Source organism: Streptomyces sp. NPDC043952 (assembly GCF_056435325.1).
On the sequence record NZ_JBWKES010000034.1, the window covers coordinates 45,713 to 71,986 of the forward strand.

A 26,274-nucleotide genomic window follows, 5' to 3' on the forward strand; every position below is an offset into this window, starting at 1 on the left:
TCCGGGGAATGACACGGGAGTCGGGGGATGACGCGGGGCTCGGTGGAGGGGATCGGTCCGTATTCTCTGATCATGGTTGCCTCCCCCGCGTACGCACTGATCGCCACCGACCTGGACGGGACGCTGCTGCGCGGCGACGACACCGTCTCCGAGCGCTCGCTGGCCGTGCTCGCGCGGGCGGCGCGGGCCGGGGCCCGGCACCTGGTGGTCACCGGCCGCCCGGCCCCCAGAGTGCGCCCCCTGCTGACCGCCCTCGGCGCCACCGGGCTCGCGGTGTGCGGGCAGGGCGCGCAGCTGTACGACGCCGCGTCCGGCCGCATGCTGTGGTCGGTCCGGCTGGACCGGGAGCTGGCCGAGACCGCGCTCGGCAAGATCGAGGCCGAGACGGGCCCGGTGTTCGCCGCCGTCGACCAGGACGGCACCGACGGGCTCACCCTGATCGAACCCGGATACCGGATGCCCCACCCGACCCTGCCCGCGGTCCGGGTGGCCCGGCGCGACGACCTGTGGCGGGCGCCGATCAGCAAGGTCCTGCTGCGCCACGCCACCTTGTCCGACGACGAGTTGGCGGCGGTGGCCCGCTCGGTCGTGGGCTCGCTGGCCACGGTCACCATGTCGGGGCCCGGCACCGTGGAGCTCCAGCCGTGCGGGGTGACCAAGGCCACCGGGCTCGCGCTGGCCGCCGAGCGGCTCGGGGTCCCCGCGGAAGGCGCCGTGGCCTTCGGCGACATGCCCAACGACATCCCGATGTTCCGCTGGGCGGCGCACGGCGTCGCGATGGCGAACGCCCACCCCGAGCTGAAGGCGGTCGCCGACGAGGTCACGGCGTCGAACGAGGACGACGGCATCGCCGTCGTCCTCGAAAGGCTGTTCCCGGCCGGGTGACCGGGAGCAGCGGTGGTGCCACGGCCCTCAGGGGCCCGGCGACGGTCAGTAGGCGCCGTTGACGTTGTCGATCGAGCCGTAGCGCGCGGCCGCGTAGTTGCAGGCGGCGGTGATGTTGGCGACCGGGTCGTAGATGTTGAACGACGTCCCGGCCACGTGGTACGCGTTGAAGGTCGGGTCGATCACCTGGAGCAGACCCTTGGACGGTATGCCCTTGGCCGCGTTGGAGTCCCACAGGTTGATGGCGTTCGGGTTGCCCGAGGACTCGCGCATGACATTGCGGTAGATGCCGTTGTAGGAGCCCGGAATGCCCTTCTGGGCCATGATCGCGAGGGACTCGCGGATCCAGCCGTCGAGGTTGTTCGGGTACCCGGCGGGCGTGGTGGCGGCCGACGTCGTGCCGGTGGTGGCGGACGCCGTGGCGGCGCCCACCAGGGGCATGGCGAGCACGGCCGCGCCGGTGCCGGCGACGGCGATCAGGCGGACGAGACGGTTGGCACGGGTGCGGCGCGGCTGAACGGCAGCAGACATGGGGACGTTCCTCTCCTACGCCTGCGAGGTGAGCTGTCGGGTTCGGGCGGGGAGGTGCCCGGCCGTGCCTGGTGAGAGGCGTGGCTTGACCCCAAGCCGTCCCGGTGCGAACACGCGGTGCGGCGCGCTGTGTCACGCGCTGCGCCATGTGAGTCGTCCGGTCCGGCGACTTACCTGGGTCCCCCGCTCCTGCCGTACGAATGAGTTCGTCGATGGGTGTACGGGCGGCGGCAGGATTCGGCGTCCGCCCGATGGCTCGGGAAGGTATGCGAGAGCGCATGCCGGGAACAAGCGCGGAATTGTTATATCGAGGCATTTGACCTTGATCAGCAGCCTATGGGGTACTTGATCCTTTGCGAATGCCAACGCTCAACTCGCTTGCGCGACAAGGCGTGCGGAGGTGTCGGCGGGCCGCCCGCGGGAACGCGGTCGGGTGACCCAATTCACGAAATGGCAAACTGTGGAAAATCGGGCATGGGGGATTCGTCCCCCGGCGGGGTGGAGTCGGTGCTCCGCCCCTCTCGGGATCGCGAAGAAGTTCCCGAAGGTCCCGATTACCTGTTAAATCGATAAATGTCCGTTGTGATGATTCGACCGGGGGTATGCCAGTCATGACCCGATACGTCCCGGACTGGACGGGTGGGCGCAGGGTGGGCGCTCTCGGTGATCGAAACCGGACCGGATACGCTGACTTGAGTGATGGCAGCGACCTATCGACAAACCGCGTAATCGCCAGCAGACACCAGCAGACAGGAGACCCCTCGTGACCGTCGTCGGGCCGTTCGGGCTGAGCGTGCGGGACCAGGCTCTCGAAGCCGATGTCCAGGCCGGATTGGCGGCTGTCGAGGAGGGCCTGCTAGAGGCCACCAAGAGCGAGGTCCCCTTCATCACGGGGGCCGCGCAGCACCTCGTACGGGCCGGTGGGAAGCGCTTCCGACCACTGCTCGTGATGCTCGCGGCGCAGTTCGGCGACCCCTACGCGCCCGGCGTGGTGCCCTCCGCCGTGGTCGTGGAGCTGACCCACCTGGCCACGCTCTACCACGACGACGTCATGGACGAGGCGGCCGTGCGCCGGGGCGTGGACAGCGCCAACACCCGCTGGGGCAACTCCGTCGCGGTCCTCACCGGCGACTTCCTCTTCGCCCGTGCCTCCCAGATCCTCGCCGACCTCGGCCCCGAGGCGGTCCGGGTCCAGGCCCTCGCGTTCGAACGGCTGGTCACCGGCCAGATCCTGGAGACCGCCGGACCCGCCGACGGCCGCGACCCGGTCGAGCACTACCTCGACGTGCTCGGCGGCAAGACCGGCTCGCTGGTCGCGGTGGCCTGCCGGTTCGGCGCGATGATGTCCGGCGCCGACGAGACGGTCGTGGACGTGCTCACCCAGTACGGCGAGCGGCTCGGCGTGGCCTTCCAGCTCGCCGACGACGTCCTGGACGTCGCCTCCGACTCCCACGAGTCCGGCAAGACCCCCGGCACCGACCTGCGCGAGGGCATCCCGACCCTGCCCGTGCTGCGGCTGCGCGAGCGGGCCGCCCGGCTCGGCCTGCCCGAGGACCTCGCCCTGTGCGAGCTGCTGGACTCCGACCTCAGCGACGACGCCCGGCACGCCGAGGCACTGGCCGCGCTGCGCGCCCACCCGGCCCTGGAGCAGGCCCGCCGGGACACCGTGCGGTACGCGGAGGAGGCGCGCGCCGCGCTCGCCCCGCTGCGGGAGTGCGACGCCAAGGTGGCGCTGACGGAGCTGTGCGACGCGGTGGTGCACCGGGCGGGCTGACCGTCCGCTCCGAGCCGTCCGGCGAGTGACCGTCCGCTTCGGCTCGTCCGGTGTGCGTCGGTCGGCGAGTGACCGTCGGCTTCGGCTTGTCCGGTGTGCGTGGGCCGGGGAGTGACCGTCGGCTTCGGCTTGTCCGGTGTGCGTGGGCCGGGGAGTGACCGTCGGCTTCGGCTCGTCCGGTGTGCGTCGGTCGGCGAGGGATTGCCCGCTTCGGCCCGTCCGGTGTCCGTCGGCCGACCACCCGTTCGGCGTCCGCCGGGTGGCCGTACCCCGGACGCCTGCCGCATCCTGCCCTGGGGGACCGTGTTCGAGCCCCTAGGGGTGCCCCCTACGTGTCATACCGCAGTCGTACGCCGAGTTGGCCCCGAGGGCTGACGATTCCGCAGCGCGGATTTGGTCGTATGGACACCACGGACATCACCACTCCTCACCGATTCGGGTGAGAATGGCGGCTCGGGTGGACCAGCGTGAGGGCAGCCGCCGCCGACGACGGAGGTAAGGCACACATGGCACCGTACGAATCCGACGACGCAGTGAGCGCCGCGCGGGACGAGGAGACGCGCTCGGGCCGCCGCAGGGCCGCGCGGTACGCCGTCCCGGTCGCGGTGGTCGGCGTGGCCGCGGCCACCATCGGACTGGTCCCGGCGCTCGCCGACTCCGGCGACCCGGACCTGCCCAGGGTCACCGCGCAGCAGCTCATCAACAAGATCGCCAAGTCGGACGTGCAGCAGCTGTCCGGCACCGTGAAGATCAGCACCGACCTGGGCCTGCCCGACCTGGGCGGCCTGGAGAGCGGCCTCGCCTCCGGCCTGGCCCAGGGTTCCGGCTCCGCCGCCGACCCGAGCGCCCGGCTGACCGAACTGCTCTCCGGCACCCACACTCTGCGCGTCGCGGCCGACGGCCCGGACCGGCAGAAGCTCTCGCTCGTGGAGCAGGGCGCCGAGTACAGCGTCATCCACGACGGCAAGGACGTCTGGGGCTACGACAGCAAGAGCGACCAGGTCACCCACGGCACCGCGCCCGCCGCCGGCAAGGACCGGACCGAGCCCCCGGCCACCCCCAAGGACTTCGCCGACCAGGCGCTGAAGGCGGTGGACGACACCACCTCGGTGACCGTCGACGGCACCGCGCGGGTCGCCGGGCGCGACGCCTACAAGCTCCAGATCAAGCCCCGCCAGTCCGGCACCACGGTCGGCGCGATCAACATCGCCGTGGACGCGAAGACCGGCATGCCGCTGAAGTTCACCCTGACCCCCAGGAGCGGCGGCGCCGCCGTGCTCGACGCGGGCTTCACCCAGGTCTCCTTCGCCCGGCCCGCCGCCTCCACGTTCGCCTTCACGCCGCCGAAGGGCGCGAAGGTCACGGAGCGGACGGACGGCGCGGGCAAGGGGGCCGGGAAGACGGGTCCCGGCAAGGGTCTGGAGGGCGTGGACGGCGCCAAGGGTCTCGAAGGGAAGGGCGGCGCGTCCGGCGGCAAGGTGATCGGCAAGGGCTGGACCTCCATCGCCACCTTCGACACCGGCGCCAAGGGCGGCCTGCCCACCGATGCCAAGGGCGGCGACCTCGGCGGCTTCCTCGGCTCGCTGGGCGACAAGGTCTCCGGAAAGTTCGGCAAGGGCATGGTGTTCTCCACCCGCCTGGTCAACGTCCTGATGACCGACGACGGCAAGGTCTACGCCGGCGCGGTCACCAAGGACGCGCTGGTGAAGGCGGCAGACGCGGCGAAGTAACCGCCCCTTCGCCGCCGCCGGCACCCGAGCCCGCCCGACGCCGTCCGCCTCGCCCACCGGCGGCCGGCATCGGCGCGTTCAGCGGGCTGCCCGTACCGAGATGCGCAGGCCACCCCCGTCCACCCGCTGGACGAACAGCGCGCCGCCGGTCAGCGTCGCGATGGGAGCCATCGTGCCGCCGGGCAGGGCCTGCGGTGCGCCGCCGGCCACCTTCAGCCGGACGGCGGGCTCGCCGGAGACCTCGGCCGTTTCGTCGATGGTGTCCTCGTCGGTGATGCCGTAGGCGGTGCCGTCGTCGGCGACGGAGACGATCTCGACGGCGCGGCGGGAGCCGTCACCGGCCAGGCACCGCCCGGTGCCCGTCCGCACGTCGAAGACGACCGGACCGAAGGCCACGTAGCCGCCGTCCGGGGAAACGATCACGGGTCCGGGCGAGGGGTCGTCGTCCCTGTCGCACGCCGTGCTGGCCAGCGGCCGACCGCTCTCCAGGTCGTGTGCGGACCAGATGCGGTCCTCCGAGTCGTCGCTGTCGCCGGCCTGCCGCCAGTAGGCGATGAACATGCCGTCGCGCACCCCGGCCACCGTGCCGGTCCCGCCGCCGTCGACGCCCTTGGGTGCGATGTCCTTGCCGCTCCAGCCGCCGGGCACGCTCAGCCCGCCCGGCCGCGCGCTCACGACGGGGCCCTTCGCGGTGACGCCCACCACCGTGTCGTTCACGCAGTCACGGCAGTCGGGAAACGCCTTGCTCATGTCGTCGTACCGCTTGACGGCCCCGGTCGCCGGGTCGACGGCCACACTGCGCTCGCCGGCCGATTCCCATGTGACCAGCAGCCCGGCCCCGCCGTCCGCGACCTGGACCCAGCCCGACCGCAGTGCGTCGTCGGGGACGGTGACCCGGTGCAGCGGCCGGACCGAACCGCCCGAGGCGTCCGCCGGGTAGACGCCGATCTGGGTGATCTCCTTGCTCCTGGCGAGGGCGTCACCGGGCTGGTCGCCGACCGCCCAGGCGGCGAAGTAGGTACGGCCGCCCTCCCGGACCGCGGTCAGCCGGGGCGTGGGCATGGCCCAGGTCGCGTCGGGGTCGTGCACCGGCGGGGTCCGGTACGGCGCGCTCGTCCAGCGCACCCTGCCCGTCGCCCCGTCCCGCGCCTGGACCGCGTACCCGTCGCCGGAACGGATGATGTAGGCCACCGTCCTGCCGTCCGTCGCCACCGGATCGGCATCGGCGGCGGTGTCTTTCGGGAGCCAGCCGATCTCCTGGTCCCAGCCCTTGGCGCCGTCATAGGCGGCGGGCACGGCGAGCTTCGCGGGCGCGCCGCTCACGCTCCCCCCGGAGCCCTGCCCGCCCCCCGCCCCGCCGCTGCCCCCGCAACCGGTGAGCAACGCCGCGACGAGGACCGCCGCGACGAGGGCCGTGTGCTTGGTGCGCATGTGGGTGTTCCTCTTCCTGCGGTGCGGCGTCATCGCGAGGGGCCGGACGGCTTGGGCGGTTGCTGTGGCAGACGGGCGGCGCCGGCGGGCCCCTGACCCGGCACGATGCCTTTGGTCCCCTGCGCGGTGGCACCGGTGGTGCCCCGGCCACGCGAGGTGAGAGCCGCCGCCTTGGCGATGGGGGACTGGGGGACGGTCGACTGCGTGGTTCGAGCCGCCTGGGCGTTCGTGGCGGCCGTCGCCTGCTGCGGTGACGACGAACCAGGAGAGGAGCTTGGCACCAGGACGGTGCCTTCGGGGCCCTGCACCGTGGACCGCGCCCGCTCCGCGGCTCCCGGCCCGGTGGCCGGGACGGGAGAAGTGGTCGAAGCCTGTACGAGGGAGTCCGCCGCGTGCTCCCAGGAGTACGACTTCAGGATCTCTCGCAGCCGGGCCGCGTCCTCGGTGCGCTGCGGGAGTTCATTCTTGAGACGCCGGATCTCCGTGGTCCATGCCTTGACTCGCTCGGCTGGAGCGGCGGGCTCGGGGACGATGCAGGCAGTTCCTATCTCCGGGGGAACCCGGTTCGCATCGCCCAGGAAACGGGCGGCTCCGCTGTCCTCGTTGACGAGTACCGGGACACCGTGGCCCAGTGCCTCCGTGGCGACGAGGCCGAAGCCCTCGTGCTTGGACGGCATGATGAGGGCATCGGCCTGCCGGATGTCGTTCCTGAGCGCGTCGGGCTCGGTGGAGAAGGGCAATACGGTCGCGTTATCGCCGCTGAGATCGCTGAGGATCTCCTGCCGAGCTGCGACCTCGGAATCCGGAACGCCGCGAACCGTGAAGTGCACATCGATACCGCGACTGTTCAGCGCCCGGACGGCTCTGGCCGCGTCCTGGAACCCCTTGAGGTCATCGTCTGCTCGTCCCAGGCCCAGAAGACGGAGGGGACCCTCCTGCCGCTGTGCGCGTTGGACGAGGGGCTCGATCTTCGTACCGGGTAAGAGTTCATGCGTACTCGGGACCCGCTGGTTCGTCGCGGCCAGCCTCTTGGCCTCTTCCGTCAGCAGCGGTCCCACGCCCACCACGACATCGGCACGGGCCATCACCACACGCTCGATGGTGGAGTCCCGGTCCGCCTTCTCCATCGCCTTCGCTGAATTGTCAGGATATTTGAAGTGAGGCAGCCGTTCAGGGCTGGTGTGCAAGAAGTGGACCATCCGCGCGTTCGTGTACCAGTTGTCGCGGATGGCGGCCGCGGCCGGCCCCGAAAAACGTGAATGGCCGATGATCAGATCGAAGGGCTGTTCCTTCGGGTCAGGCAGGTCGAACCGCGTCGGATGCATTTCGGCGCACTGCCGCTCCAGCCAATCGCGCCCTTCGACCTCTCCGTCGGGGACACCCACGGTGCGGAGTCTGACCCCTTCGTGGCCGTCCTGCACCGGTGTGACCGTCAGGAGGGTGACATCGTGTCCGCGGGCGGCGAGGGCCATGCTGATCTGTTCGTTGAAGACGGGCACACCGCCCTTCCCCATGCCGCTGTCATCGCACAGCACAAGGACTCTCTGGCGTCGTTCTTCTGGCACGTGTCGTCCCTCACAGTCCCACGTGAGCGCCGAGCTCAAGCTGGAACTGGCTGATGAAGTAGCTCAGGTCATAGGCGCTGTAGCGGATGAGGCCCGTGTGCATCCCAGGGCGGAGGCGGGCCGCCAACTCGTCGAGCACCTCGGCGAAGACGACTGCCCGGGTCGCCGACAGGACCACCTCCATCGTGCCCAGGTGACGCTTGGGCGGGTCCCTGCGCTCGGTGACCGCCCACGGTGCGGGCCCCTTGGAGAATGCCTGAGCCCACGCGTCGGCTTCCTGATCGAAGCTCTTCGGCAGTCGGCGCCTGTCACCCTTGGTTCCCCGCCAGGCCATATGGTGTGCCGGGTCGATCCCGTCGAGATGCTCGCGCCAGGCAGGTGCCGGACGGTCCTGGAGGAGGGCGAGAACGTCGGCGGCGGCGACGCAGGCCTCCAGCGTCACGGTGAAGTCGTCGCTTGCCTTCAGCTCCTCGGGAGTCGGAACCGCTTCGGCCGCCCGCCATGCCGCTGCCCGCAGCTTCTCCAATCGGCCGGGCAGATCCGGCACATCACTCACCGGCCGGGAGTCGGAAGCGATCCACGGTTCGGTCCCCGGAGTGTGCGGGCTGGCCGTGGCCGCTCCCAGCGGAGCACGCAAGGCGGCGGCGGCTTCGTGGATGAGCGCGCTCAGCCGTGCGGCCTCGGGGCCGATGGTCACCGCAGGACGTCCGGGCGCCAGCCGGAAAGCCAGTTCCTTGAGCGCGAATGCGGTCTCCAGGTGTCGGCTGGCGGTGGTCATGATGCAGGCACCGGGCCGGAGTCGATCGCCATCCAGATAGCCGGGGTCGTCGTTCAGCCGGGCCATCCAGTCCTGGCGGGCCTCCTGGAAGCCGAGAGGCCGGTCCTGGCCGTCCGGTGTGCGACGGGTGATCAGGTGACGTGCGGGATCGGAGAGTTCTCGGCCGTGTGGCTCAGCCGTCTCCCCTGCCAGCAGACAGTTCTCCAGCTCCTGCCACGCGGCGCACCGCTCCGCTGGCCAGCCGTACCTCGAATCCTGATCTTCCCAGCGCCAGTCCGGGTTCTCCTGCGACCACAACATGCGAGCCGCAGCCGAGTACAACTGCTCGTAGATGACGCTCGCCTGTGACTGATGGATTGTCATATTCCTCTCCTGGGGCTGTACCGGCAGTGTCGTGATCATTTCCTGCCGTGTCACATGCTTACTTCTGCCGGCACGTGAGTCCATCAAGTGAGCTGCCGGCCCGGCAGGCGACGGACAGCAGCGTTTCTTCCCGGCCGTGTGCGGTGACGAGTTGCAGTCCTACGGGGACCTGGTCGGAACCGATTCCCGCGGGCAGACTGAGCGCCGGGTGCCCGCTGAGATTGAACGCCCAGGTCAGCGCGGTCGAATAGCGGGCTCCAGGGCCGTCGTGACCGTGTGCGGGGTGGGGTGTCGTGGGGGTGAGCAGCACATCGGTCCGGGCGAAGAGTGCGGCGAGCCGCCGGTTGTTCACCCCACGGACGCCCTCCGCCTCGCCGGCATCGCCGCCGCCGCGGAGGGCGAGCCACGCGGGGCCCGGATCCGCGAGACGGACCGGCGGCCCTGCCGGCAGGAGTCGTACGGCTCCCACCTCGGCGAGCCGCAGGGCGGCGGCGTGGGCGAGCGCGACGGGCTCGGGGTCCGGGTCGGCGAAGCCGAGGTCGGGCGACCAGACGGCGGTGGGCGGGCGGTCCGTCCCCGGCTCAAGGGCGCGTCCCGTCATCACCCGCCAGTACGCCGCCACGTCCGACGCACACCGGGCCAGGACGCCGGATGCCGCGAGCCCCGTGCGGTCGGTGGAGGGGAGCAGGCCGTTGGTCACCTTCAGCCCGGCCACTCCGCACCACGCCGCCGGGATCCGCACCGACCCCGCCCCGTCGGTGCCGGTCGCCAGCGGCACCAGCCCGGCGGCCACGGCGACGGCGGAACCCGCCGAGGAACCGCCGGGCGTACGGTCGTACCGCCAGGGGTTGACCGTACGGCCGTACCGTCCAAGTCCCCATGTCTGCCAGGGGGTTCCAGGCCCCGGCACGGCGGTGGCCCCCACCGGGACGCACCCGGCGGCGATCAGCGGCGCAGCCCCGCGCAGCCCGTGCCGTCCCTTCACCCCGATCGGCACCCCGGCCAGCGGCGGCCGTTCCCCCGCCGCGATCCGCTCGTCCACCTCCCGCGCGCCGCGCAGCGCCGCCTCCGCCCACACCTCCGCGAAGGCGCACAGCACCGGGTCGGCGCGCTCGATCCGCGCCAGGGCCGCCCCGGCCATGCCGACGGCGGTCGTCGTGCCGGAGCGAACGGCCGCCGCGATCTCTTGCGCGGTGCCGGCGAGGCCGGTCCCGGACGCCGGGAGGCCGGGAGCACAGGCGTCCTCCGGCCGCGTGCGGTAGCTGCGTGCGGTCATGCGTCTCCTCCCTCCGCTCCCCGCTGTCCGGGACTTCGGGGCCGGGCGGGCCGGCTCAGCCGTCGTACGCTTCCACCGGCGGCACCGCCTTCGCCCGGTGGCTGCTCTCCTTGCACCCCGCGAACGGGCCTGTGGGGGACCGGAGTTCGGCGAGTGTGGGTCCCAGGTGGTCGCGGTGCCAGAGGGCGGGGCCCGTGGCGCCCGCGGCCGGGTCGGTGTACTCCTGCCAGGCGAGCCACAGGGCGTGGAGCCGGGCCACGGCCTCCAGATGTTCCCACCAGCGGGCACACCACGGCTGCTGGGAGGTGACCTCACGCCCGTAGACGGGGAGGAGCAGGTCGGAGACCCACAGGGCCAGGTTGCGCAGTTCCTCGGCGTACGCGGCGCCGTCGAGGTACAGGATGAAGTCGGGCGTCGCGGGCTGTTCCTGTGCGGTGCTCATCTGACGGCTTTCTCTGCGGCGCGGGCGGTGATGGCCTTCACCTCGGCCTGGGCCGCGGCCTGGATCCGGTCGGCTCCCGGTTCGGCGTACCAGGGGCGCAGCCTGATGAGGGCCGGTTTGATGCCGGTGGCCAGGAGGAGAGCGGTGCCCTTGGGCAGGGCGCGGATGCGGTCGGCGGGCAGGATGCGCTCCAGGCGGTAGGAGGTGGAGCGGGAGCGGCCGTCCCTGCTCTTGGAGTAGCTGACCGTCGAGACATCGTGTTCGCCGACCAGCCGGGAGACCTTCTCCACGAAGTCGGCGTCGTCGAGGCCGGCGCCCAGCAGCTTGATGGTGGCCGCACCCCACAGGGCATCCATTCCGGCCTCGCCCCAGACGCGTACGCCCTGCCGGTAACTCTGAAGCAGAGTCACGATGTTGATGCCGCGTGAGCCCAGGTGGGAGTAGAGATCGGGCAGGTCGGAGATACGGCAGACGTTGGCGGCCTCGTCCAGGACCGCTGTCATGGGCGGGTCGAGGCGGCCACCGAGCCGCTCGGCGGCGACCACCCCCGCGCGCAGCACGGAGTCCGCGGCCGCCGCGATGACGCCCGCGGCCGAGCCGCCGCCGTCCTTGGAGAGCAGATACAGGGTGTCCTTGGACAGCGCGTGCTGTTCCGGCCGGAACTGCGGTGTCCGCGGGTCGGGCGTGACCCAGGCGGCGATGGCCGGATCGAGGAGGCAGGCCACACACTGGCGGGCCGTCTCGTATATGCCGTCCCGAGTCTCTACGGCGCCCTGGACGGTGCCCTGCAACTGGTCGGCGAGAGCGGGCATGGCCGCGTCGCGCAGCAGGTCGACGGGGGTGCGATCGGCCGGGTCGGCGAGCCACGCCAGCACCTCGCCGATCCCGCGCTCGCCACGGCTGGCGGCGTGGAAGAGGGCGGTGAGCGTGTTCTGCGCCGCCGAGATCCAGAAGTCCCGCTTCGAGGCGTCGTCGTTGACCGCGCCCACGAAGTGGCCGGCGAGGCGCCGGGCGCCCTCGATGGTGGCGGCGTCGGCGAGCATGTCCCACCACATCACGCGGGGGGCGTGTGCGATGCCCTGCGGGTCGAACACCCAGACGCGGCCCGCCTTTTCGCGTTCGGCGCGGGTGACACTGTAGACGTCCGCCTTGTTGGAGGTCAGCAGCACACTGCCCTGGGCACGCAGGACGCGCGGGACGGCGATGCCGGTGGACTTGCCGGCGCGCGGGGCCATCAGGTCCAGCTCCACGTCCTCGTAACTGGAGCGCAGCTCCGGGCCGTTCGGCTCCAGGTTGCCCAGCAGGTTGCCGGTCTCGTCCGGGTGCAGCTTGGGCGCCTTGGACAGCGACGGTCGCAGCGCGCGGGCTCGCTCGGCCGCCCCCTTGGGCAGCATGGCGGCCAGTTCCCTGCGGCCGGCGAGACCGGAGGGGCGGGAGCCGCGACGCCGGCCGAGGACGATCAGCAGGACCACGAGGGCGATGAACAGGCCGAAGACGGTGGCGATGCCGGCCGTCACCGCACCGCTCGACGCGTTCGGCCACAGGGCTTGCGGGCCCCTCCGGAACAGGGTCTCCAGTGTCTTCCAGGAGAACGGCGGAGGGTCCCAGCCCGCGCCGGAGACGGCGGAACCCAGCGTTCCGCCGAGCCAGGCGCCGGCGAAGAGGCCGCCGACGAGTACGGCCACGCACGGGATGATCCAGGGCAGCAGATCGTCGCCGGAGGTGTGCCCCTTGCGCGCGGGGCGTGGCGTGCTCATCTCGGCACCTCCGTCTGCTTCGACAGGTTCAGGCCGTTGCCGGTCCAGCGGGTGTTGGTGTTGTGCAGGGCGCGCTCGGTATCGGTGATGGACACCTTGATCGGGATGCCGGGACGGCCACCCACCTTGATCAGGAACCGGCCCCGGCCGGGTGGTTCCTCGTTGCCTCCGGTGCTGGCCCAGCCGGGCGGTGACGACCATGAGGAGACCAGATCGATTTCCCGCTCCGACATGCCGACGATCTCGCCCAGTTCCCGCATCTCGGTGCGCGGCAGTCCCGCGCACACGACCATGCCGGCCCGCTCCACGAAACCGCGCGCCTTGGCCCGGTCGGCCTCGGTGCCCAGCGCCTCGGCATCCTTGAGCGTGTGCGTGATCTTGGCGTCGCCGAGGCCGAGGGAGCGGTTGAGCCGGGTGAGGGCGTCGATCCGCTCGACGATGCCGGAGGCCGCGCGCAGCGGTCGCCACAGCTCGTCCAGGACGGTGAAGAACCAGCGCTGCGGGGCGAGTCCGGCGTCCGCGAGCGCGTGCGCGGCGGCCACCGTACCGAGTCCGTCGGACCAGGCGGCCAGCATCGCCGCCGCGGTCAACTGGGTGTCGGCCTCGCCGATCCGGGAGATGTCCACGCACACCGCGGGCGAGGCCGGGTCGATCCTGGTCGAGGTCTCGGAGGCGAAGGTGTCGCCCAGGGGGCCGTCCAGGATGCCGAGAAGGGAACGGTGCAGCGGGTCGACGGCCTCCCGGTAGCGGCCGACGTCCCCGCGGTCCAGAGTCACCGCCCGCACCCGGTCGGGCCCCTCGTCCAGCACGCGCAGCAGGTCCGGCAGCAGCGGGGCACGGCCCGGCCGGCTCCGCTCGGTCAGGTGGTGCAGGCAGGCGGACAGCACCGACTGCTCGTGGTCGTCCATGGGGCGGCCGCGCACGATCGTGATCAGCGCGGCGACCATGTTGAGCACGCGGCCGTGTGCCTCTGCGGCGAGGACCCGCCCGGCCTCACCGCCGATCCGGGCGGCTGCCTGGCCCATCGCGCCGGGGTCGAGCACATTGATGCCGCCGACGCCGCGCCCGATGGAGATCACCTGGCCGCCGAGCGCGCGCACGGTGTCGGCGTAGTCGGGCTTCAGGTCACCGAGCACGAGCGGCGTCACACCGGTCGCGGCCAGGCCGATCAGGATCCTGTTGACCAGCGTGGACTTGCCCAGGCCGGGCATGCCGAGCATGAACAGCGACGGGTTGGAGATGTACCGGGCCCGGGTGAACCACGAAATGGGGTCGCCGCACACGGTGGCGCCGGTGTGCAGATGCTGGCCCAGTGGTACCCCCGTCATCGGGGCTCCCGAGCCGGCCGCGAACGGCCACAGACCGCACGCCTGCACGGTGGTCGCACGCCACATCGTCGGCGGGTCGAGATGCCCGACCTGGCCGCCGCCCGGTCCGTACCAGCCCCGTGGCGGGGCCACCGGAGGGCGCTGCGGACGCTGCCGGCTGCTCACAGGGCCTCCCGGATCTGATACGGAACGAGGGTGTGCTCCCAGGGCAGGATGCCGACGGGCAGGGTGCAGCTGAACGCGGACGCCTGCATGCGGTCCGCCGGGCGCATCAGGATGCGCGAGGACGCCTGGAGGTTGCGTACGGTGATGGTCGCGTCCGGGAGTTCCTTCTCGTCGTCGACGGTGACCGTCACCATCAGCGAGAACTCGACGAGACCGGCGCCGGACGCCTCCTCGGCGGCGGTCTGCTCGGCCGCCCGGATCTCATTGCTGGCGCGGGCCTGCACCAGGCCGCCGCGCGATGACGCCATGAAGTGGGCGGTACGGCGGTCGGCCTCCACGATGCGGGCGGAGGTCGCCGGATCGATCGGCCGGTAGACCAGCGAGACGCGCTTGCGGCGGGTGCCCGGCGCCGGCTCGAGCAGTCCGCGCAGCACGTTGGAGCGGACGGTGCCACGCGGGGCAAGGGTCAGCATCCAGGTGCGGGAGACACCCGAGTCGTGCTTGTACGCGGTGACCGTCTCGACCGCGGCGGCCGGACCGGAGTCCTCCCACTCCACCCCGGTGGTGGTGTGTTCGGCGCGGACGCTGAGCACGTCCGGCGCGACGGCCGGGTCGTAGGCCACGCGCACGACCTCGGCGAGGCGCTCGGCCGAGAGCGGGTATGCGGCTCCGCCGCCCGCGGCCACCAGGCCGGAGAGCAGTCCGGGGAGCCGCATGGACAGATCGGTGATCACGTCGTCGACGTCTCGTTTGGGGCCGCTCGCCGGACCGTAGGTGAGCGCGATGTACGTGTGCATCTCCGAGGAGGCGGTCGGGTAGCGCTCGACGACCTCTTCCATCACGGCGCGGGCCGCGGCGGGAGCATCCGGGGAGATACGGGGCAGGACCTCGGCGGCGAGCCGGGTGCCGGTGTCCGGGGCGGTCTCGACGACGACCTGGGCGCCTCGCAGACCGGGCTCGTGGGCGAGCCGGGACAGCCAGTCGCCCCACGACGCCACCCAGATGTCGACCTGCTGCGGGTCGACCAGCGAGCCACCGTCGGGTTCGCAGGCGAGGACCAGGGTGTACAGGTTGCGGCCCGGGTGGTGGATCACGCCGAACGGACGGTCGTAGGCGTCCCGGCCCTCGTACATCTTGGTGCGGGCGAGGAGCCCCGGGGGCTGGAACCGGCCGCCGGGACGCCGTGAGAGGGGACCGGAGACATAGGTGGTGGAGCCGTTGGCCTTCCGCTTCATCCAACCGATGCGCAGCGCGATGAGCTGGTAGACGTTGCGGCCGTCCGCCGTGCGGAGTGCCAGCGGGGCGAGGAGGAGGGCCGTGGGGAAGAGCACCACGATCGCTGCCGCGAGGGAGACCAGCGAAGCCAGCAGCGCGACGAGGAGACCGCCGAAAGCGATGACGGTTCCGAGCAGTCCCAGGGGGCCGAGGCCGGGGCGGCGGGGCCGCCGCCAGTTCCCGTAGGTGGGACGCGTCAGGGCGTCGGTGGACATGGGGATTTCCTTCTTCCGGTCTTCGGGTCTTCCGGCTTCAGCAGTGGGCGGAGCCGGCGGCCGGGGGTACGGCCCGGCCGCCGGCGGACGAGCCCCGGGCGGGCTACTGGTTGTGGCCCTTCATCCCGTCGTTGTCGTCCAGGGAATGGGCCACCTCGCCGGCCGCGGCGATGGTGGTCTGGGCGACGACCGCGGCGGCCTGTACGGCCACGGCCGCACCGCCGGTGGCGGCACCGGCAGCGGCTCCACCCGCGGCCCCGCCGGCACCGGACCCGCCCGCGCCGCCCGCGCCCGCGGTCGGCGCGGGGGCGGCGGCCGGGGCGGCCCCGCCTTCGGACGGCGACCCCTTCGGTCCCGTCCCGCCGGATCCGCCCGCGCCACCCGTGCCGCCGCCTCCGCCGCCCATGCCGCCGGAAGCGATGCTCACCGCGCCACTGGCCAGGTTGTTGGCGACGTTGAGCGCGACTGTGCCGCCCGAGGTGCCGCCCAGCGCGGCGGTGGCCGGAACGATCAGCTTCAGCAGGGCGGGTAGGGCGAAGACGGAGAGGATGAGCATGCCCATGCCGGCGATGGTCTGGTTCAGGTCCTTCGTTTTCTGTGTCATGGCGGTGGCCGAATAGATGATCAGCGCGGCCGCCGGTTTGTACAGGATCCAGGCCGTCAGCCAGCCGGTGTGCCGCTTCCACCAGCCCTCGCCCCAGCCGGTCATGGAGGAGACGGCGGCGAGCGGCAGCGTGCCCACCAGCATGATCAATACGCCGATGCGGATGTACATGAGACAGATCTGCACGAAGGACGACAGCATGACCAGGAGACCGAAGATGAGGACCAGGCCCGGAGAGCTCAGGGTCATCACCCCGAGCATCTTGTCCGCCGTGTCGCCGAGATCGGACTTCGCGTAGATGTCGTGCGCGTACGAGTCGGAGGCGGCGGTGAGCGCCTGCACCACGGGTACCGCGAGTCCGCCGACCAGCAGGACCTTCCACATTCCCGTGAAGGCCTGTTTCATGGACTGGCCTTTGCGCTCGAGCGCCATCTTGAACGCGGCCACGAGCAGGCTGCCCACGGCCACATAGCCGACCAGCCAGCTGGTCACGCCGTGGATGTCCGTCGTGGGCTGGGCGGGGTCCGCGATGGTGATGTTCATCCAGACACCGTTGAGCGCCTTCAGCGTCTCCGACGTCGCGTCGCCGATCGCCTTGGCGAAGGCTTCGACGCCGCCGTTGGCGAGCTGCTCACCGCCTTTGGACAGACCCCACTGGACGCCCGAGCCGACGCAGTCGTACACCTTCCAGGTACAGGACATGTCACTTCCCCCAGGTGACGAAGCCGTTGGTGCCGGTCACTTGCGACATGCCGGAGTAGATGGTGCCGTCCGGGTCGGGCGCGAGCTTCCAGTCGCCGTCCTGCCAGCGCACGGTGACCGACGTGGATGCGTACGCGTCGCTTCCGCCGCGCACGAGGATCATCACCGTCGCCTGTTGCTTGTTGTACGAAAGGACCGCGAACCCGGCGTAGCCGCCGTCGTCGGCCTGCCCCGACGAGGGCTTGTTCTCGGCCTGGGAGCGACTGGCTATCAGGGCCTTCTGGCCCGCGCCCGGTACGACCTGCCGGTCCACGACCGTGCGCCAGTCCGAGTAGCTGAGGTGATCGGTGATGGCCTGTGCCGCCATCACCGCTCCCATCGGCGTGTGCGCGTAGCAGTACCAGACCGGGCCGTCGTACTTGAGCGGGCCCGCGGTCTTCGAGACGGGAACCAGGCCCGTGCCGTCGGCCTTCCAGGTGAAGTCCCCGGGCGGGGTCGTCGGCTTCTCCTGGTCGCTGTCGTCGGTGCGGCAGCCGGCGGGACGCTTCTCCTGGTCGCCTCCGCCGCTTTGGCTGGGCGCTGTCGAGGGAGTCGGCGAGGCGGCGGCGTCCGGCGTTCCGTCGCCGCCGCGGGTCAGCAGGGCGAAGACGCCGAGGATGACCAGCACCAGCAGGAACCCGGCCGACAGGATCCAGCCCCGCTGCTGCCAGAACGGCTGCTCCCACTCTCCGCTGCCCCCGCGGGACCGGCCGGAGTTCAACATGCTTCGTTTCCCTTCCGTCGAGTGGGGGCCGGATCAGAAGACGAACTTGACGACAGGCCCAGCCGTGGCCACCAGGACACAGCCGCCCAGAACCATGCCGAGTCGGCCCATGTGCTCCGAACCCTCACCACGGCGCATCGAGATCGCCATCATCGCCCCGGTTATCAGCACGCCCGCGACGCCCGCCGCGGTGCCGACCCAGGCGAGCAGGCCGAGAACCGTGTTCACCTTGCTGGTGAGCTGGCTCGGAGCGTCTCTGGTGGGGTCGGGAACCGTGCCGTCCGCGAGTACGAGGTATGCGTGGGCCTTTGCGGCGAGTGCCTGGATCATGAGTTCTCCCCCGATCGGGTCGGCCGGGAGGCCGATAGCTTGCGTGTGTGTAAGTCGGTTGTGCCGCTGCGGGCTCAGTGAGCGTGGCGAGCGACGTGCGTCACGGGCAACAGGCGTAGTGATCCCTCGCCATTTGGTGACGTGTCCGTGACAGAGGGCGAGGGGGCCGCCGCGGTACGGAGGGCCGTCCCGGTCGCTCGGGCTACGGGACGTACCAGAAGTCCAAACCCACGAATTGCACGATGGGCCCCGCGCAGGCCGCGATGACGCACGCGCCCAGCACGGTGAGGTACTCCTTCAAGTGCTCCTCCGCGTCGCCGGTTTTCAGGGCGACGGCCATGCGGATTCCCACGATCATCACTCCCGCCACGCCTGCCGCGGTGACCAGCCAGGCCAGGTATCCGAGGACGGTGTCCAAAGGAGTGGTGGTACCGGACGGCGGCGTGTAGGCCAGGAAGTAACCGACCGTCATCAGCCCAGTGTTCATCCGAAGCTCCTCGGGCGTGCGTGCTGCGCGGGTGGAGTGGCGGCCAGGGCCGCGAGCTCGGCGGTCTCCCGCGGCGGGGGGACGGTGAGGTCTCCGGTGCGCCATTCCGGCACCCAGGGCACGCGGTGCACCCGCACCACTGAACCGATCACCTTGACCCGCTGCTGCAACGGCCGGGGCAGCCGTCCCGGCGCGTCCGCGACCAGGGCGACGGCGAGCAACTCCAGCCCGGAGGGCTGCTCACCGCGCCGGAACAGGTCGAGGGTGTGCGACACGGCTTGCAGTCCGGCGGCGTGTGTGCGGCCGACCAGCACGATCGCGGCCGGCTCGCCCTGATCGGGGCGGGGCCAGGACCGGCCCGCGTCGACTCCGCCGAAGACCGTGGACAGTGTGGAGGCGCCCGCTCCGCCGTGTGCCGCCATCCAGGCCAACGCCCTTCGCTCGGCGAGTCGTTGACCCTCCTGTGCTGCTCGTGAGGGCTGTGCGGGTGCGGTGGCGACAGGTCCGCGGACCCAGATCTCCGGACCGCCCGGTGGGCTCTCATGCACCGTCAACTCGTCTCCCCCGACACATGATTGGCGGTTCTCCCGTCAGATTTTCGCTGATGGAAGCCTATGGGATGGCTCTGGGTGAAACTCTGGGACACGTTTGTGACCAGCTGGTGACTCAGGCGCGGCCTGCCGCCGGTGAGACTCAACTGGTCTGAACACGACATCACTTGGCGCTGAGGGGAGCGGATGTCGAACAACGGGGGAGGGGCCGCGGCCTGGGTGGTCGGCGGTGCGCTCGCCGCGGTCATGCTGCCGGTGATCATGATGGTCGCTGTCAGCGGTGAGACGAAGGCGGAGGACGACGGTAGTTCGGGTACGGGCGGAGGCCTCAAGAGCGGTGCGGTGAAGCCCGAATACGTTCCGTGGGTCCTCAAGTCCGGTGCTCAGTGCGACGTCATCAAGCCGGCCGTCATCGCGGCCCAGATAGAGGCCGAGTCCGGCTGGAACCCTGACGCGGTGTCACCGGTGGGTGCCGAGGGGCTGTCCCAGTTCATGCCCGGCACCTGGACGACCTGGGGCAGGGACGAGGACGGCAACGGCACCGCCTCTCCCTACGACCCGGCCGACGCCATCATGGCGCAAGGGCGCTACGACTGCGCTCTCGCCAAGGATGTCGAGGGGTACAAGTCACGGGGCGAGGCATCGGGCGAGACACTCGACCTGGCGCTGGCGGCGTACAACGCGGGACCGGGAGCCATCCAGCAGTACCACGGCATGCCGCCGTACACCGAGACGCAGAACTACGTCGTCCGCATCAAGTCGCTGATACCCAAGTACGAATCGGTAGACGACACGCCGGGAGAGGTGCCCCCCGGCCAGAAGATGGCCATGCCGCTGAGCGGCAACCCCCCGGTCACCTCGCCGTTCGGGATGCGGTTGCACCCGATCCTGCACGTCTGGAAGCTGCACACCGGTATCGACTTCGGCGTCCCGGCCGGTACACCGTTCCGCGCGGCCCGCGACGGCAAGGTCACGTTCGCGGGCTGGTCCAACGGCTACGGCAACCGGGTGGTGATCTCGCACGGCACCATCGACGGCAAGCAGATCTCCACGACGTACAACCACATGTCGGCCATCGACGTCTCCGTCGGACAGCAGGTCAAGGTCGGACAGCAGGTGGGAGCCGTGGGGTCCACCGGCTACTCGACCGGCCCGCACGCCCACTTCGAGGTCATGGTGAACGGACAATATGTGAACCCCGCGCCCTGGCTGGGGCTGAAGTGATGGGACAGGAGACGGGGACATGACGAGGACACGCTTCGCGCGAGCCGGGCGTCGGACCGCGGCCGGCCTGCTCACGGTGGTCACCGGCCTCACCGTACTGTCGGGGTGCGGACTGCCCGACCACCGCGTGGGGGACGCGAAGAACGACGGCACCTCCGCGGGTCCCTCCTTCGTCCCCAAGGCCCCCGTACCGTCCGGGAAGCCGCTGGGATCCGATGCGCACGTCGGGCACCCCGGCACTGTGGACGGCACCGATGCCGGTGCCGTGGCCACGGCGTGGGCCGAGACGGCGTACAGCTACGACACGAAGTACGACACGAGTCCGCATGACGCGGTGCTGCGTGCGTCCCGCTGGTTCACCGGGCGCAAGGCGAACGCCGAGCGTCACTACCGGCCCGCGAGCGGCCCCGGACAGGAGTGGAACACCTGGGCCGAGCACCGTGCCTGGACCACGGTGACCGTGAGCAGCGAACTGGAGGACGACGCTCCCGAGGACAGCGGGAAGCTCGCCTATCGGTCCCTTGTCGTCAAGGGCACCGCGCATGGCCGGGACGGCTGGACCGGTGCCGGTCCGCGGCTCAACGCCTATGTCAAGCTTGTACGTTCCACGGCCGGATCGCCGTGGCGCGTGGATGACGTGACGGTGGTCGAGGCCGCGACACCCCCGAGCGCCGGCACGTCGTCCGCGTCCGGCTCGTCCGCCGACACTTCCGCTCAGTGAGGTAACCGATGGCCAGATTCAGTCGCAGCGGCCGCAGGCGGCAGGGGGAACCGCACGAACAGAAGCAGCCGTCCGTGTCCGGACTGCGGCCCATGGAGGTACGCGTCTCGGCCGACGGAAGCGCCACGGTGGGTGGCCTGCCGGTCATGCCCCGCCACGGCGAGAGTACTCAGGACGCGGTGCTGAACTATTTGCACCAGCTGGTGCTCGCCACCGGCCACCCGGTCGCGGCCACGGTCCACGACGAGCGGATCGGATTCACTGCGCCGATCCGGGTCGCGGAGGACGGTTCGAGCGTGTTCGCGGGCGAACCGGTACGGCTGGCCGAGCCCATGACGCGGGCCGTGCCGGGTCCGGTATCCGAGGAGAAGGCCGCCTTGGAGCGGGCGGCGGAAGCCGCGGCAGCACCCGCCCCGCCACCGCGGTCCACCTCTGCCGTCCCGCCCTCGCACAGCGGGGCCTCCACGCCCCCGCGGGCGGCCGCGCCGGCCGGGGCCACGGTGCCTTCCCTGCTCGCGGAGCCCGTCCGGCGGATCAACGAGGCGGTCGGCATGGGCCGGATCGAATCGGCCGCGGCGATGGCGGAGCAGAGCATCACATCGGCGTCGCAGGCGCTGGGCGCGGAGCATGCGGAGGTGCTGCAACTGCGTGAACTCGCCGCGTACATAGCCTTCCTGGCGGGTGACGCGAGGCGTTCTTTCACCCTTTCCATGGAGGTCGCACGGGTTCGTCGGGGCAACAGTGACGAGCGGGCGTTCACCAATGTGCAGAGTGCCGCGGCCGCGTGGCGTGCTGTGCGTGATCCTTCGCTGGGCCTGACACTCGGCCGGGAACTGCTCGTTCTCTGGGAGGACTTGGCCGCAGCGGGTGGTGTGGCCGCCGATCCCGCGCAGCTTGAGGCGGCCCGAGCCAGGATGCACCGGCTCGCCGAACGGGCCGAGGCGCGGTCCGCTGCGCAGACGCCGGCGGAGAACTCCCATGCCCAGGGCCGGTGACCGCTTGGGCACGGTGCCCGACGGCGAGCCCGCAGACCGTCGGCCGGCGGCTGCCCGCCTGCGCAGCCGCCCTCCCCGGCCACGGGTCGAGACAACCTTCAACGAGAGCACCGGGGCGATGAGTTGGCGCACCCTGCCGGGAAGCAGCGCGGGCAAGGACCGGAGAAACGCGCGCGGAGAGGAGACGGCGCCTACCACCCCGCGCGCCAGGGCGGCCACGCTGCGCACGGCGGGACTCGATCCGCGGCGGATGTCCACGCGAGGCGCGGCGCCGATCCCCACGCGTCCCGCAGTGGTGCGCGCGGCCGTGGGAACGAACGCGGAGTCGCTCTCGCCGGAGCAGCGGCGCACTCGTCCGGACCGGCTCGGCATGCTCCGCTCACAGGTCGCGGTGGCGCGGTTGCGTACAACGGCTTCCCCCGCCCAGTCGCACGCCCTCTCGGTAGCGCGGGCCGCGTCTTTGCGAACGGCGGCCGCGGTGGGCGACCCGAGCTCGGCGCCGGGCCGGCTTCCGCGCAGGTGATGTCCGCGCCGGGCCGTTGGGACGAGGCTGTGACCTCGTGGTGACGCGGAGGCGGGCATGGAACGGACACACTGGTTCGCAGGACGCGTGCGGCCGGTGCGCGGCGCGGGGGAGTGAGGGAAGGACCGATGGCTCGACTGAGCTTCGAGAAGAAGCGGGTGCCGGGACCCGTGGCGCACCCGGCGGCGGTGCCGGTCCGGGTGTACGGCGCGGGCGGCGCGTCCGTGGGCGGAGCGGCGGTCGTGCCGGCACCGGGCGAGGAGATCCAGCAGGCCGTCCTCAACCACCTCCAGCGCCTCGCCATCAGCCTCGGCACCCCCGTCCGGGCCACCATCCAGGACGACCGCGCCGGCTGCGTCGTCCCGCTGGAGGTGTCGGCGGACGGCTCCAGCCGGGTCACGGGCAAGGCGGTACGGGTGGCCCAGCCGGAGGCCCCGGAATTCCTCCGCACCCCACGGGGCGAGTTCGGCCCGGCACCGGTCATGGGGGAGGCGGGGGCGCCTGGGGCGGGTGCGGTGGTGCCGGTTGCGGAGGCAGCGGCGTCCGTCGTGGAGGCGGCGGTGCCGGGAGCGGCCGGGGACGTGCGGGGGGCAGAGGCTTCCGCGCCGGTCGTGGATGCGCCCGCGCCTCCGGCGTACGCCCTCGCGCCCGCGCCCGCTGAGAAGGCTCCCGCGCCCGTCGGGGACGCGCCTGCGCTCGTCGCCGCGCCGGGCGTGGACGCCCCCGCGCCTGCGCCCACGCCCGCTGAAAAGGCTCCCGCTTCCGCTTTCGCTGCGCCCGCCTCTGCTGACGAAGTTTCCGCGGCCCTCGCCGGCGACGCGCCCGCGCCCGTCGTAAACGCCGCCGCGCCCCCGGCGCACGCTCCCGCCGCACCCCCCTCGGACGCGCCCCAGCCGCTCACCCCCGCGCCCGCGCCGGAGGCTGCCGCGCCCGCGCCGGAAGTTGCCGCGCCCGCGCCGGAAGTTGCCGCGCCCGCGCCGGAGGCTGCCGTGACCGCCGGTTGGCCCGTCGAGTCCGTCGCGGCGACCACCGCCACCCCCACGCCGCCCCGCGGCTTCGACGCGGTGGCCGAAGAGGTGCTCGGGGAGGGGCCGGTGACCGAGACGGTGGAGGGGGCCGAGCTGCTCACCGAGCCGGTGACGCGGATCAACGAGGCCGTGCGGGCGGGCCGGATCGAGGACGCGGCGGGGCTCGTCGAGCGCACCGTCGAGACGGCGACCGCCGTCCTCGGCGCCGACCACGCCGAGGTGCTGCACCTGCGCGAACTGGCCGCCTACATCGCCTACCTCGCGGGCGAACCGGTCCGCGCCTGCCGGCTCTCCCTGGACCTCGCCCGGCTGCGCCGCACCGCGCGGGACACCGACGCTGCCTACGGCAATGTGCAGAGTGCCTCGACCGCCTGGCGCGCGGTACGGGACCCGGAGGAGGGCCTGCGGCTGGGCCGCGACCTGATAGACCTCTGGGCCGACCTCGCCGCCGAACCGGGCCCCGCCGCCGAGGACCCCCGCCCCCTGGAATCCGCCCGCACCCGCATGCTCCGCCTCACCGACCGGGCCTCCCGCGCGGCCGGGCACGGAGCGGCGTAACCGTTCCGCGCCCGGCTGAGGAAACGATCAGGCGTCGACCGCGGCCCCGCCCGGAGTCCCCGTACGGGGCGTGCCGGCCCGAGCCTCCGCGACCCTCGCCTCCAGGGTCGCCACGGCCTTCCGCGACCGGCGCCCCGAGTGCAGGGCGCTGCCCGTGAGCAGCAACAGGGCCACCCAGACCAGCGCGAAACCGGCCCAGCGCTCGGGCGGCATGGCCTCGTGGAAGTACAGGATGCCGAGCAGGAACTGGAAGACCGGGGCCAGGTACTGGAGCAGGCCCAGGGTGGACAGCGGCACGCGGATCGCCGCCGCGCCGAAGCAGACCAGCGGCAGCGCGGTGACGGCGCCGGTGGAGGCGAGCAGCACCCCGTGGCCCACGCCCTCGGTCGTGAAGGTGGAGTGCCCCCGCGCGCCGAGCCAGAGCAGAAAGCCGAGCGCGGGCAGGAACTGGATCGCGGTCTCCGCGGCCAGCGACTCGACGCCGCCGAGCCCCACCTTCTTCTTCACCAGCCCGTAGGTGGCGAAGCTGAACGCGAGGCAGAGCGAGATCCACGGCGGGCGGCCGTAGCCGATGGTCAGCACGACGACCGCGGCGAAACCCGTCGCCACCGCCACCCACTGCACGGGCCGCAGCCGCTCCTTCAGCAGCAGCACGCCCATGGCGATGGTGACCAGCGGGTTGATGAAGTACCCGAGGGACGCCTCCACCACATGGCCGGCGTTGACCGCCCAGATGTACACGCCCCAGTTGATGGTGATCACCGCGGCGGCCACGGCCACCAGCGCCAGCCGGCGCGGCTGGCGCAGGAGTTCCCCGGCCCAGGCCCAGCGCCGTACGAACAGCAGGGCCGCGGCGACGAAGACCAGTGACCACACCATCCGGTGGGCGAGGATCTCCATCGCCCCGGCAGGCTTCATCAGCGGCCAGAACAGGGGCACCAGGCCCCACATGCCGTAGGCGGCGAAACCGTTCAGCAGACCTATGCGGTGCTCACCCCTGGTCGTCCCGGTCACGGGCCCTCCCTCTGCTCCTCCATGCGCCGACGTGCGCGCGGGCACGAAGGTAACGCCGCGCACCCCCGCCTGTCATGCCCGTATCGCCATACGGTCATGACAGCCGGGGGCGCGCGGCGGCAGGCGCCGGTCAGGCGCCGGTCAGGCGGAGGTCAGTTCTTGAACGCGGCCTCGACGGCCTGGGTCAGCGGGGTCGTCGGACGGCCGGTCAGCCGGGAGAGGTCGCCGGAGTCGACGACCAGCTCACCCCGCGAGATCGAGGTGTCCACCCCGGCGAAGACGGCGGCCAGCGGCTCGGGCAGACCGGCGCCGGTGAGGATGTTCCGCATCGCCTCTTCGGTGACCGCGTTGTAGACGATCTCCCGGCCGGCCGCGCGGCTCAGCTCGGCCGCGAACTCGGCGAAGCTCCAGGCCACGTCGCCGCCCAGCTCGTACGTCCGGTTCTCATGGCCCTCGCCGGTCAGCACCGCGACCGCGGCGGCCGCGTAGTCGGCGCGGGCGGCCGAGGAGACCCGGCCCTCGCCGGCCGCGGTCACCACCGCGCCGTGCTCCAGCACCGGGGCGAGCCGCTCGGTGTAGTTCTCGTGGTACCAGCCGTTGCGCAGCAGCGTGTACGGCAGACCGGAGGCGAGCAGTACCTTCTCGGTGGCCCGGTGGTCGTCCGCCAGCGTGGCCTTCAGGCTGCCCGGCGCGCTGGTGTACGCGAGCAGCGCCACGCCCGCCGCCTTCGCCGCCTCGATCACCACGGTGTGCTGCCGCACCCGGTCGTTGTCGAACTCGTTGCCCGAGATCAGCAGGACCTTGTCGCCCGCGGCGAACAGGCCGTCGAAGGTCTCGGGGGCGTTGTAGTCGGCGACGGCCAGCCGGACGCCGCGCGCCGCGAAGTCAGCGGCCTTCTTCGCGTCGCGTACGACGGCGGTGATCTGCTCCGCCGGAACCTTCTCCAGCAACTGCTCCACGACGTGCCGGCCGAGGTGTCCGGTGGCTCCGGTGACGACGATGCTCATGGTCTCTGCACTCCTTGCGAGGGGTTAGGGCACTAACCATACGGCTAGCGCTAACTAAAAGAAAGTGCTTCCTCGTCCGGACATGCGAAGAGGCCCGGAAGCGGTCGTTCCGGGCCTCGTGGAGCGGTGGAGCGGTGGAAGTGCTGGCGCGGTGGTGCGGCCGGTGTCGGTGTCAGCCGGTGACGGTCCAGGTGTCGCTGCCTGCGAGGAGTGCGGCGAGGTCGCCTTTGCCTTTCTGTTCGAGGGCGGTGT

General features: G+C 71.8%; 23 protein-coding genes and 1 riboswitch. Of the genes, 7 read left to right on the top strand and 16 right to left on the bottom strand.

All coding sequences use genetic code 11. From position 1 onward, the window contains the following. Window positions 1-72 precede the first annotated feature (72 nt). Complete coding sequence (locus AC069R_RS28035) at window positions 73-885, top strand: HAD family hydrolase (protein WP_478769570.1); 813 nt, start codon at window positions 73-75, stop codon at window positions 883-885. Between the two features lie 45 nt (window positions 886-930). Here AC069R_RS28035 and AC069R_RS28040 read toward each other — a convergent pair whose 3' ends face one another. Further along, window positions 931-1,416: a transglycosylase SLT domain-containing protein gene (locus AC069R_RS28040; RefSeq protein WP_478769571.1), complete on the bottom strand. Its 486-nt coding sequence runs from the start codon at window positions 1,414-1,416 to the stop codon at window positions 931-933. A 3-nt stretch (window positions 1,417-1,419) separates the two neighbouring features. Next, window positions 1,420-1,638: riboswitch (cyclic di-AMP (ydaO/yuaA leader) on the bottom strand. A 541-nt stretch (window positions 1,639-2,179) separates the two neighbouring features. On the opposite strand from AC069R_RS28040, the gene AC069R_RS28045 reads away from it, so the two are divergent. Next, entirely contained in the window at window positions 2,180-3,190 is a 1,011-nt protein-coding gene (locus tag AC069R_RS28045) for a polyprenyl synthetase family protein (RefSeq protein WP_478769572.1), read from the top strand. Window positions 3,191-3,696: 506 nt separating this feature from the next. After that, the gene (locus tag AC069R_RS28050; protein ID WP_478769573.1) at window positions 3,697-4,920 is read left to right on the top strand and encodes a LolA family protein; all 1,224 of its coding nucleotides are present in this window, start codon (window positions 3,697-3,699) and stop codon (window positions 4,918-4,920) included. Window positions 4,921-4,998: 78 nt separating this feature from the next. Here the strand turns inward: AC069R_RS28050 and AC069R_RS28055 are convergent, their stop codons facing one another. From AC069R_RS28055 to AC069R_RS28115, 13 genes are all read right to left on the bottom strand, one after another. After that, on the bottom strand, window positions 4,999-6,351 hold the full coding sequence (locus AC069R_RS28055; RefSeq protein WP_478769574.1) for a hypothetical protein: 1,353 nt from the start codon (window positions 6,349-6,351) through the stop codon (window positions 4,999-5,001). A 29-nt stretch (window positions 6,352-6,380) separates the two neighbouring features. After that, window positions 6,381-7,916 (bottom strand): glycosyltransferase family 4 protein, encoded by a 1,536-nt coding sequence (locus tag AC069R_RS28060; RefSeq protein ID WP_478769575.1) that lies wholly within the window; start codon window positions 7,914-7,916, stop codon window positions 6,381-6,383. Window positions 7,917-7,926: 10 nt separating this feature from the next. Beyond that, window positions 7,927-9,057: a hypothetical protein gene (locus tag AC069R_RS28065; protein ID WP_478769576.1), complete on the bottom strand. Its 1,131-nt coding sequence runs from the start codon at window positions 9,055-9,057 to the stop codon at window positions 7,927-7,929. 58 nt (window positions 9,058-9,115) lie between these two features. Beyond that, complete coding sequence (locus AC069R_RS28070; RefSeq protein ID WP_478769592.1) at window positions 9,116-10,198, bottom strand: amidase family protein; 1,083 nt, start codon at window positions 10,196-10,198, stop codon at window positions 9,116-9,118. Between the two features lie 190 nt (window positions 10,199-10,388). Continuing rightward, on the bottom strand, window positions 10,389-10,775 hold the full coding sequence (locus AC069R_RS28075) for a DUF4913 domain-containing protein (RefSeq protein WP_478769577.1): 387 nt from the start codon (window positions 10,773-10,775) through the stop codon (window positions 10,389-10,391). Continuing rightward, window positions 10,772-12,532, bottom strand: coding sequence for a type IV secretory system conjugative DNA transfer family protein (locus AC069R_RS28080; protein WP_478769578.1), 1,761 nt, complete (start codon window positions 12,530-12,532; stop codon window positions 10,772-10,774). Before AC069R_RS28080 ends, AC069R_RS28075 begins: the two co-directional genes overlap by 4 nt. After that, entirely contained in the window at window positions 12,529-14,025 is a 1,497-nt protein-coding gene (locus tag AC069R_RS28085; protein ID WP_478769579.1) for an ATP/GTP-binding protein, read from the bottom strand. Before AC069R_RS28085 ends, AC069R_RS28080 begins: the two co-directional genes overlap by 4 nt. Next, the gene (locus AC069R_RS28090) at window positions 14,022-15,515 is read right to left on the bottom strand and encodes an SCO6880 family protein (protein ID WP_478769580.1); all 1,494 of its coding nucleotides are present in this window, start codon (window positions 15,513-15,515) and stop codon (window positions 14,022-14,024) included. The genes AC069R_RS28085 and AC069R_RS28090 overlap by 4 nt, the downstream gene beginning before the upstream one ends. A 103-nt stretch (window positions 15,516-15,618) precedes the next feature. After that, entirely contained in the window at window positions 15,619-16,821 is a 1,203-nt protein-coding gene (locus tag AC069R_RS28095) for a hypothetical protein (protein WP_478769581.1), read from the bottom strand. Window position 16,822: 1 nt separating this feature from the next. Then, on the bottom strand, window positions 16,823-17,584 hold the full coding sequence (locus tag AC069R_RS28100; RefSeq protein WP_478769582.1) for a DUF8175 domain-containg protein: 762 nt from the start codon (window positions 17,582-17,584) through the stop codon (window positions 16,823-16,825). Window positions 17,585-17,617: 33 nt separating this feature from the next. Beyond that, window positions 17,618-17,914 carry a hypothetical protein gene (locus AC069R_RS28105; protein ID WP_478769583.1) on the bottom strand — a complete coding sequence of 99 codons (297 nt, stop codon included), beginning with the start codon at window positions 17,912-17,914 and terminating at the stop codon, window positions 17,618-17,620. Between the two features lie 202 nt (window positions 17,915-18,116). Next, complete coding sequence (locus AC069R_RS28110) at window positions 18,117-18,401, bottom strand: hypothetical protein (protein ID WP_478769584.1); 285 nt, start codon at window positions 18,399-18,401, stop codon at window positions 18,117-18,119. After that, complete coding sequence (locus tag AC069R_RS28115) at window positions 18,398-18,823, bottom strand: DUF6668 family protein (RefSeq protein WP_478769585.1); 426 nt, start codon at window positions 18,821-18,823, stop codon at window positions 18,398-18,400. The genes AC069R_RS28110 and AC069R_RS28115 overlap by 4 nt, the downstream gene beginning before the upstream one ends. 315 nt (window positions 18,824-19,138) lie before the next feature. Between AC069R_RS28115 and AC069R_RS28120 the strand changes: the two genes are divergently transcribed. The 4 genes from AC069R_RS28120 (at window position 19,139) to AC069R_RS28135 (ending at window position 24,001) form a co-directional block, all read left to right on the top strand. Next, a complete protein-coding gene (locus AC069R_RS28120; protein WP_478769586.1) occupies window positions 19,139-20,176 on the top strand; it encodes a peptidoglycan DD-metalloendopeptidase family protein in 1,038 nt (345 codons plus the stop codon). Window positions 20,177-20,195: 19 nt separating this feature from the next. Further along, the gene (locus AC069R_RS28125; RefSeq protein ID WP_478769587.1) at window positions 20,196-20,897 is read left to right on the top strand and encodes a hypothetical protein; all 702 of its coding nucleotides are present in this window, start codon (window positions 20,196-20,198) and stop codon (window positions 20,895-20,897) included. A gap of 92 nt (window positions 20,898-20,989) precedes the next feature. Further along, a complete protein-coding gene (locus AC069R_RS28130) occupies window positions 20,990-21,892 on the top strand; it encodes a hypothetical protein (RefSeq protein ID WP_478769588.1) in 903 nt (300 codons plus the stop codon). Between the two features lie 651 nt (window positions 21,893-22,543). Beyond that, a complete protein-coding gene (locus AC069R_RS28135; RefSeq protein WP_478769589.1) occupies window positions 22,544-24,001 on the top strand; it encodes a tetratricopeptide repeat protein in 1,458 nt (485 codons plus the stop codon). A 27-nt stretch (window positions 24,002-24,028) separates the two neighbouring features. On the opposite strand, the gene rarD is transcribed toward AC069R_RS28135, so the two are convergent. Beyond that, window positions 24,029-25,015 (bottom strand): EamA family transporter RarD, encoded by a 987-nt coding sequence (gene rarD / locus AC069R_RS28140; RefSeq protein ID WP_478769590.1) that lies wholly within the window; start codon window positions 25,013-25,015, stop codon window positions 24,029-24,031. A gap of 152 nt (window positions 25,016-25,167) precedes the next feature. Then, entirely contained in the window at window positions 25,168-26,022 is an 855-nt protein-coding gene (locus AC069R_RS28145) for an SDR family oxidoreductase (RefSeq protein ID WP_478769591.1), read from the bottom strand. Window positions 26,023-26,274: the final 252 nt, after the last annotated feature.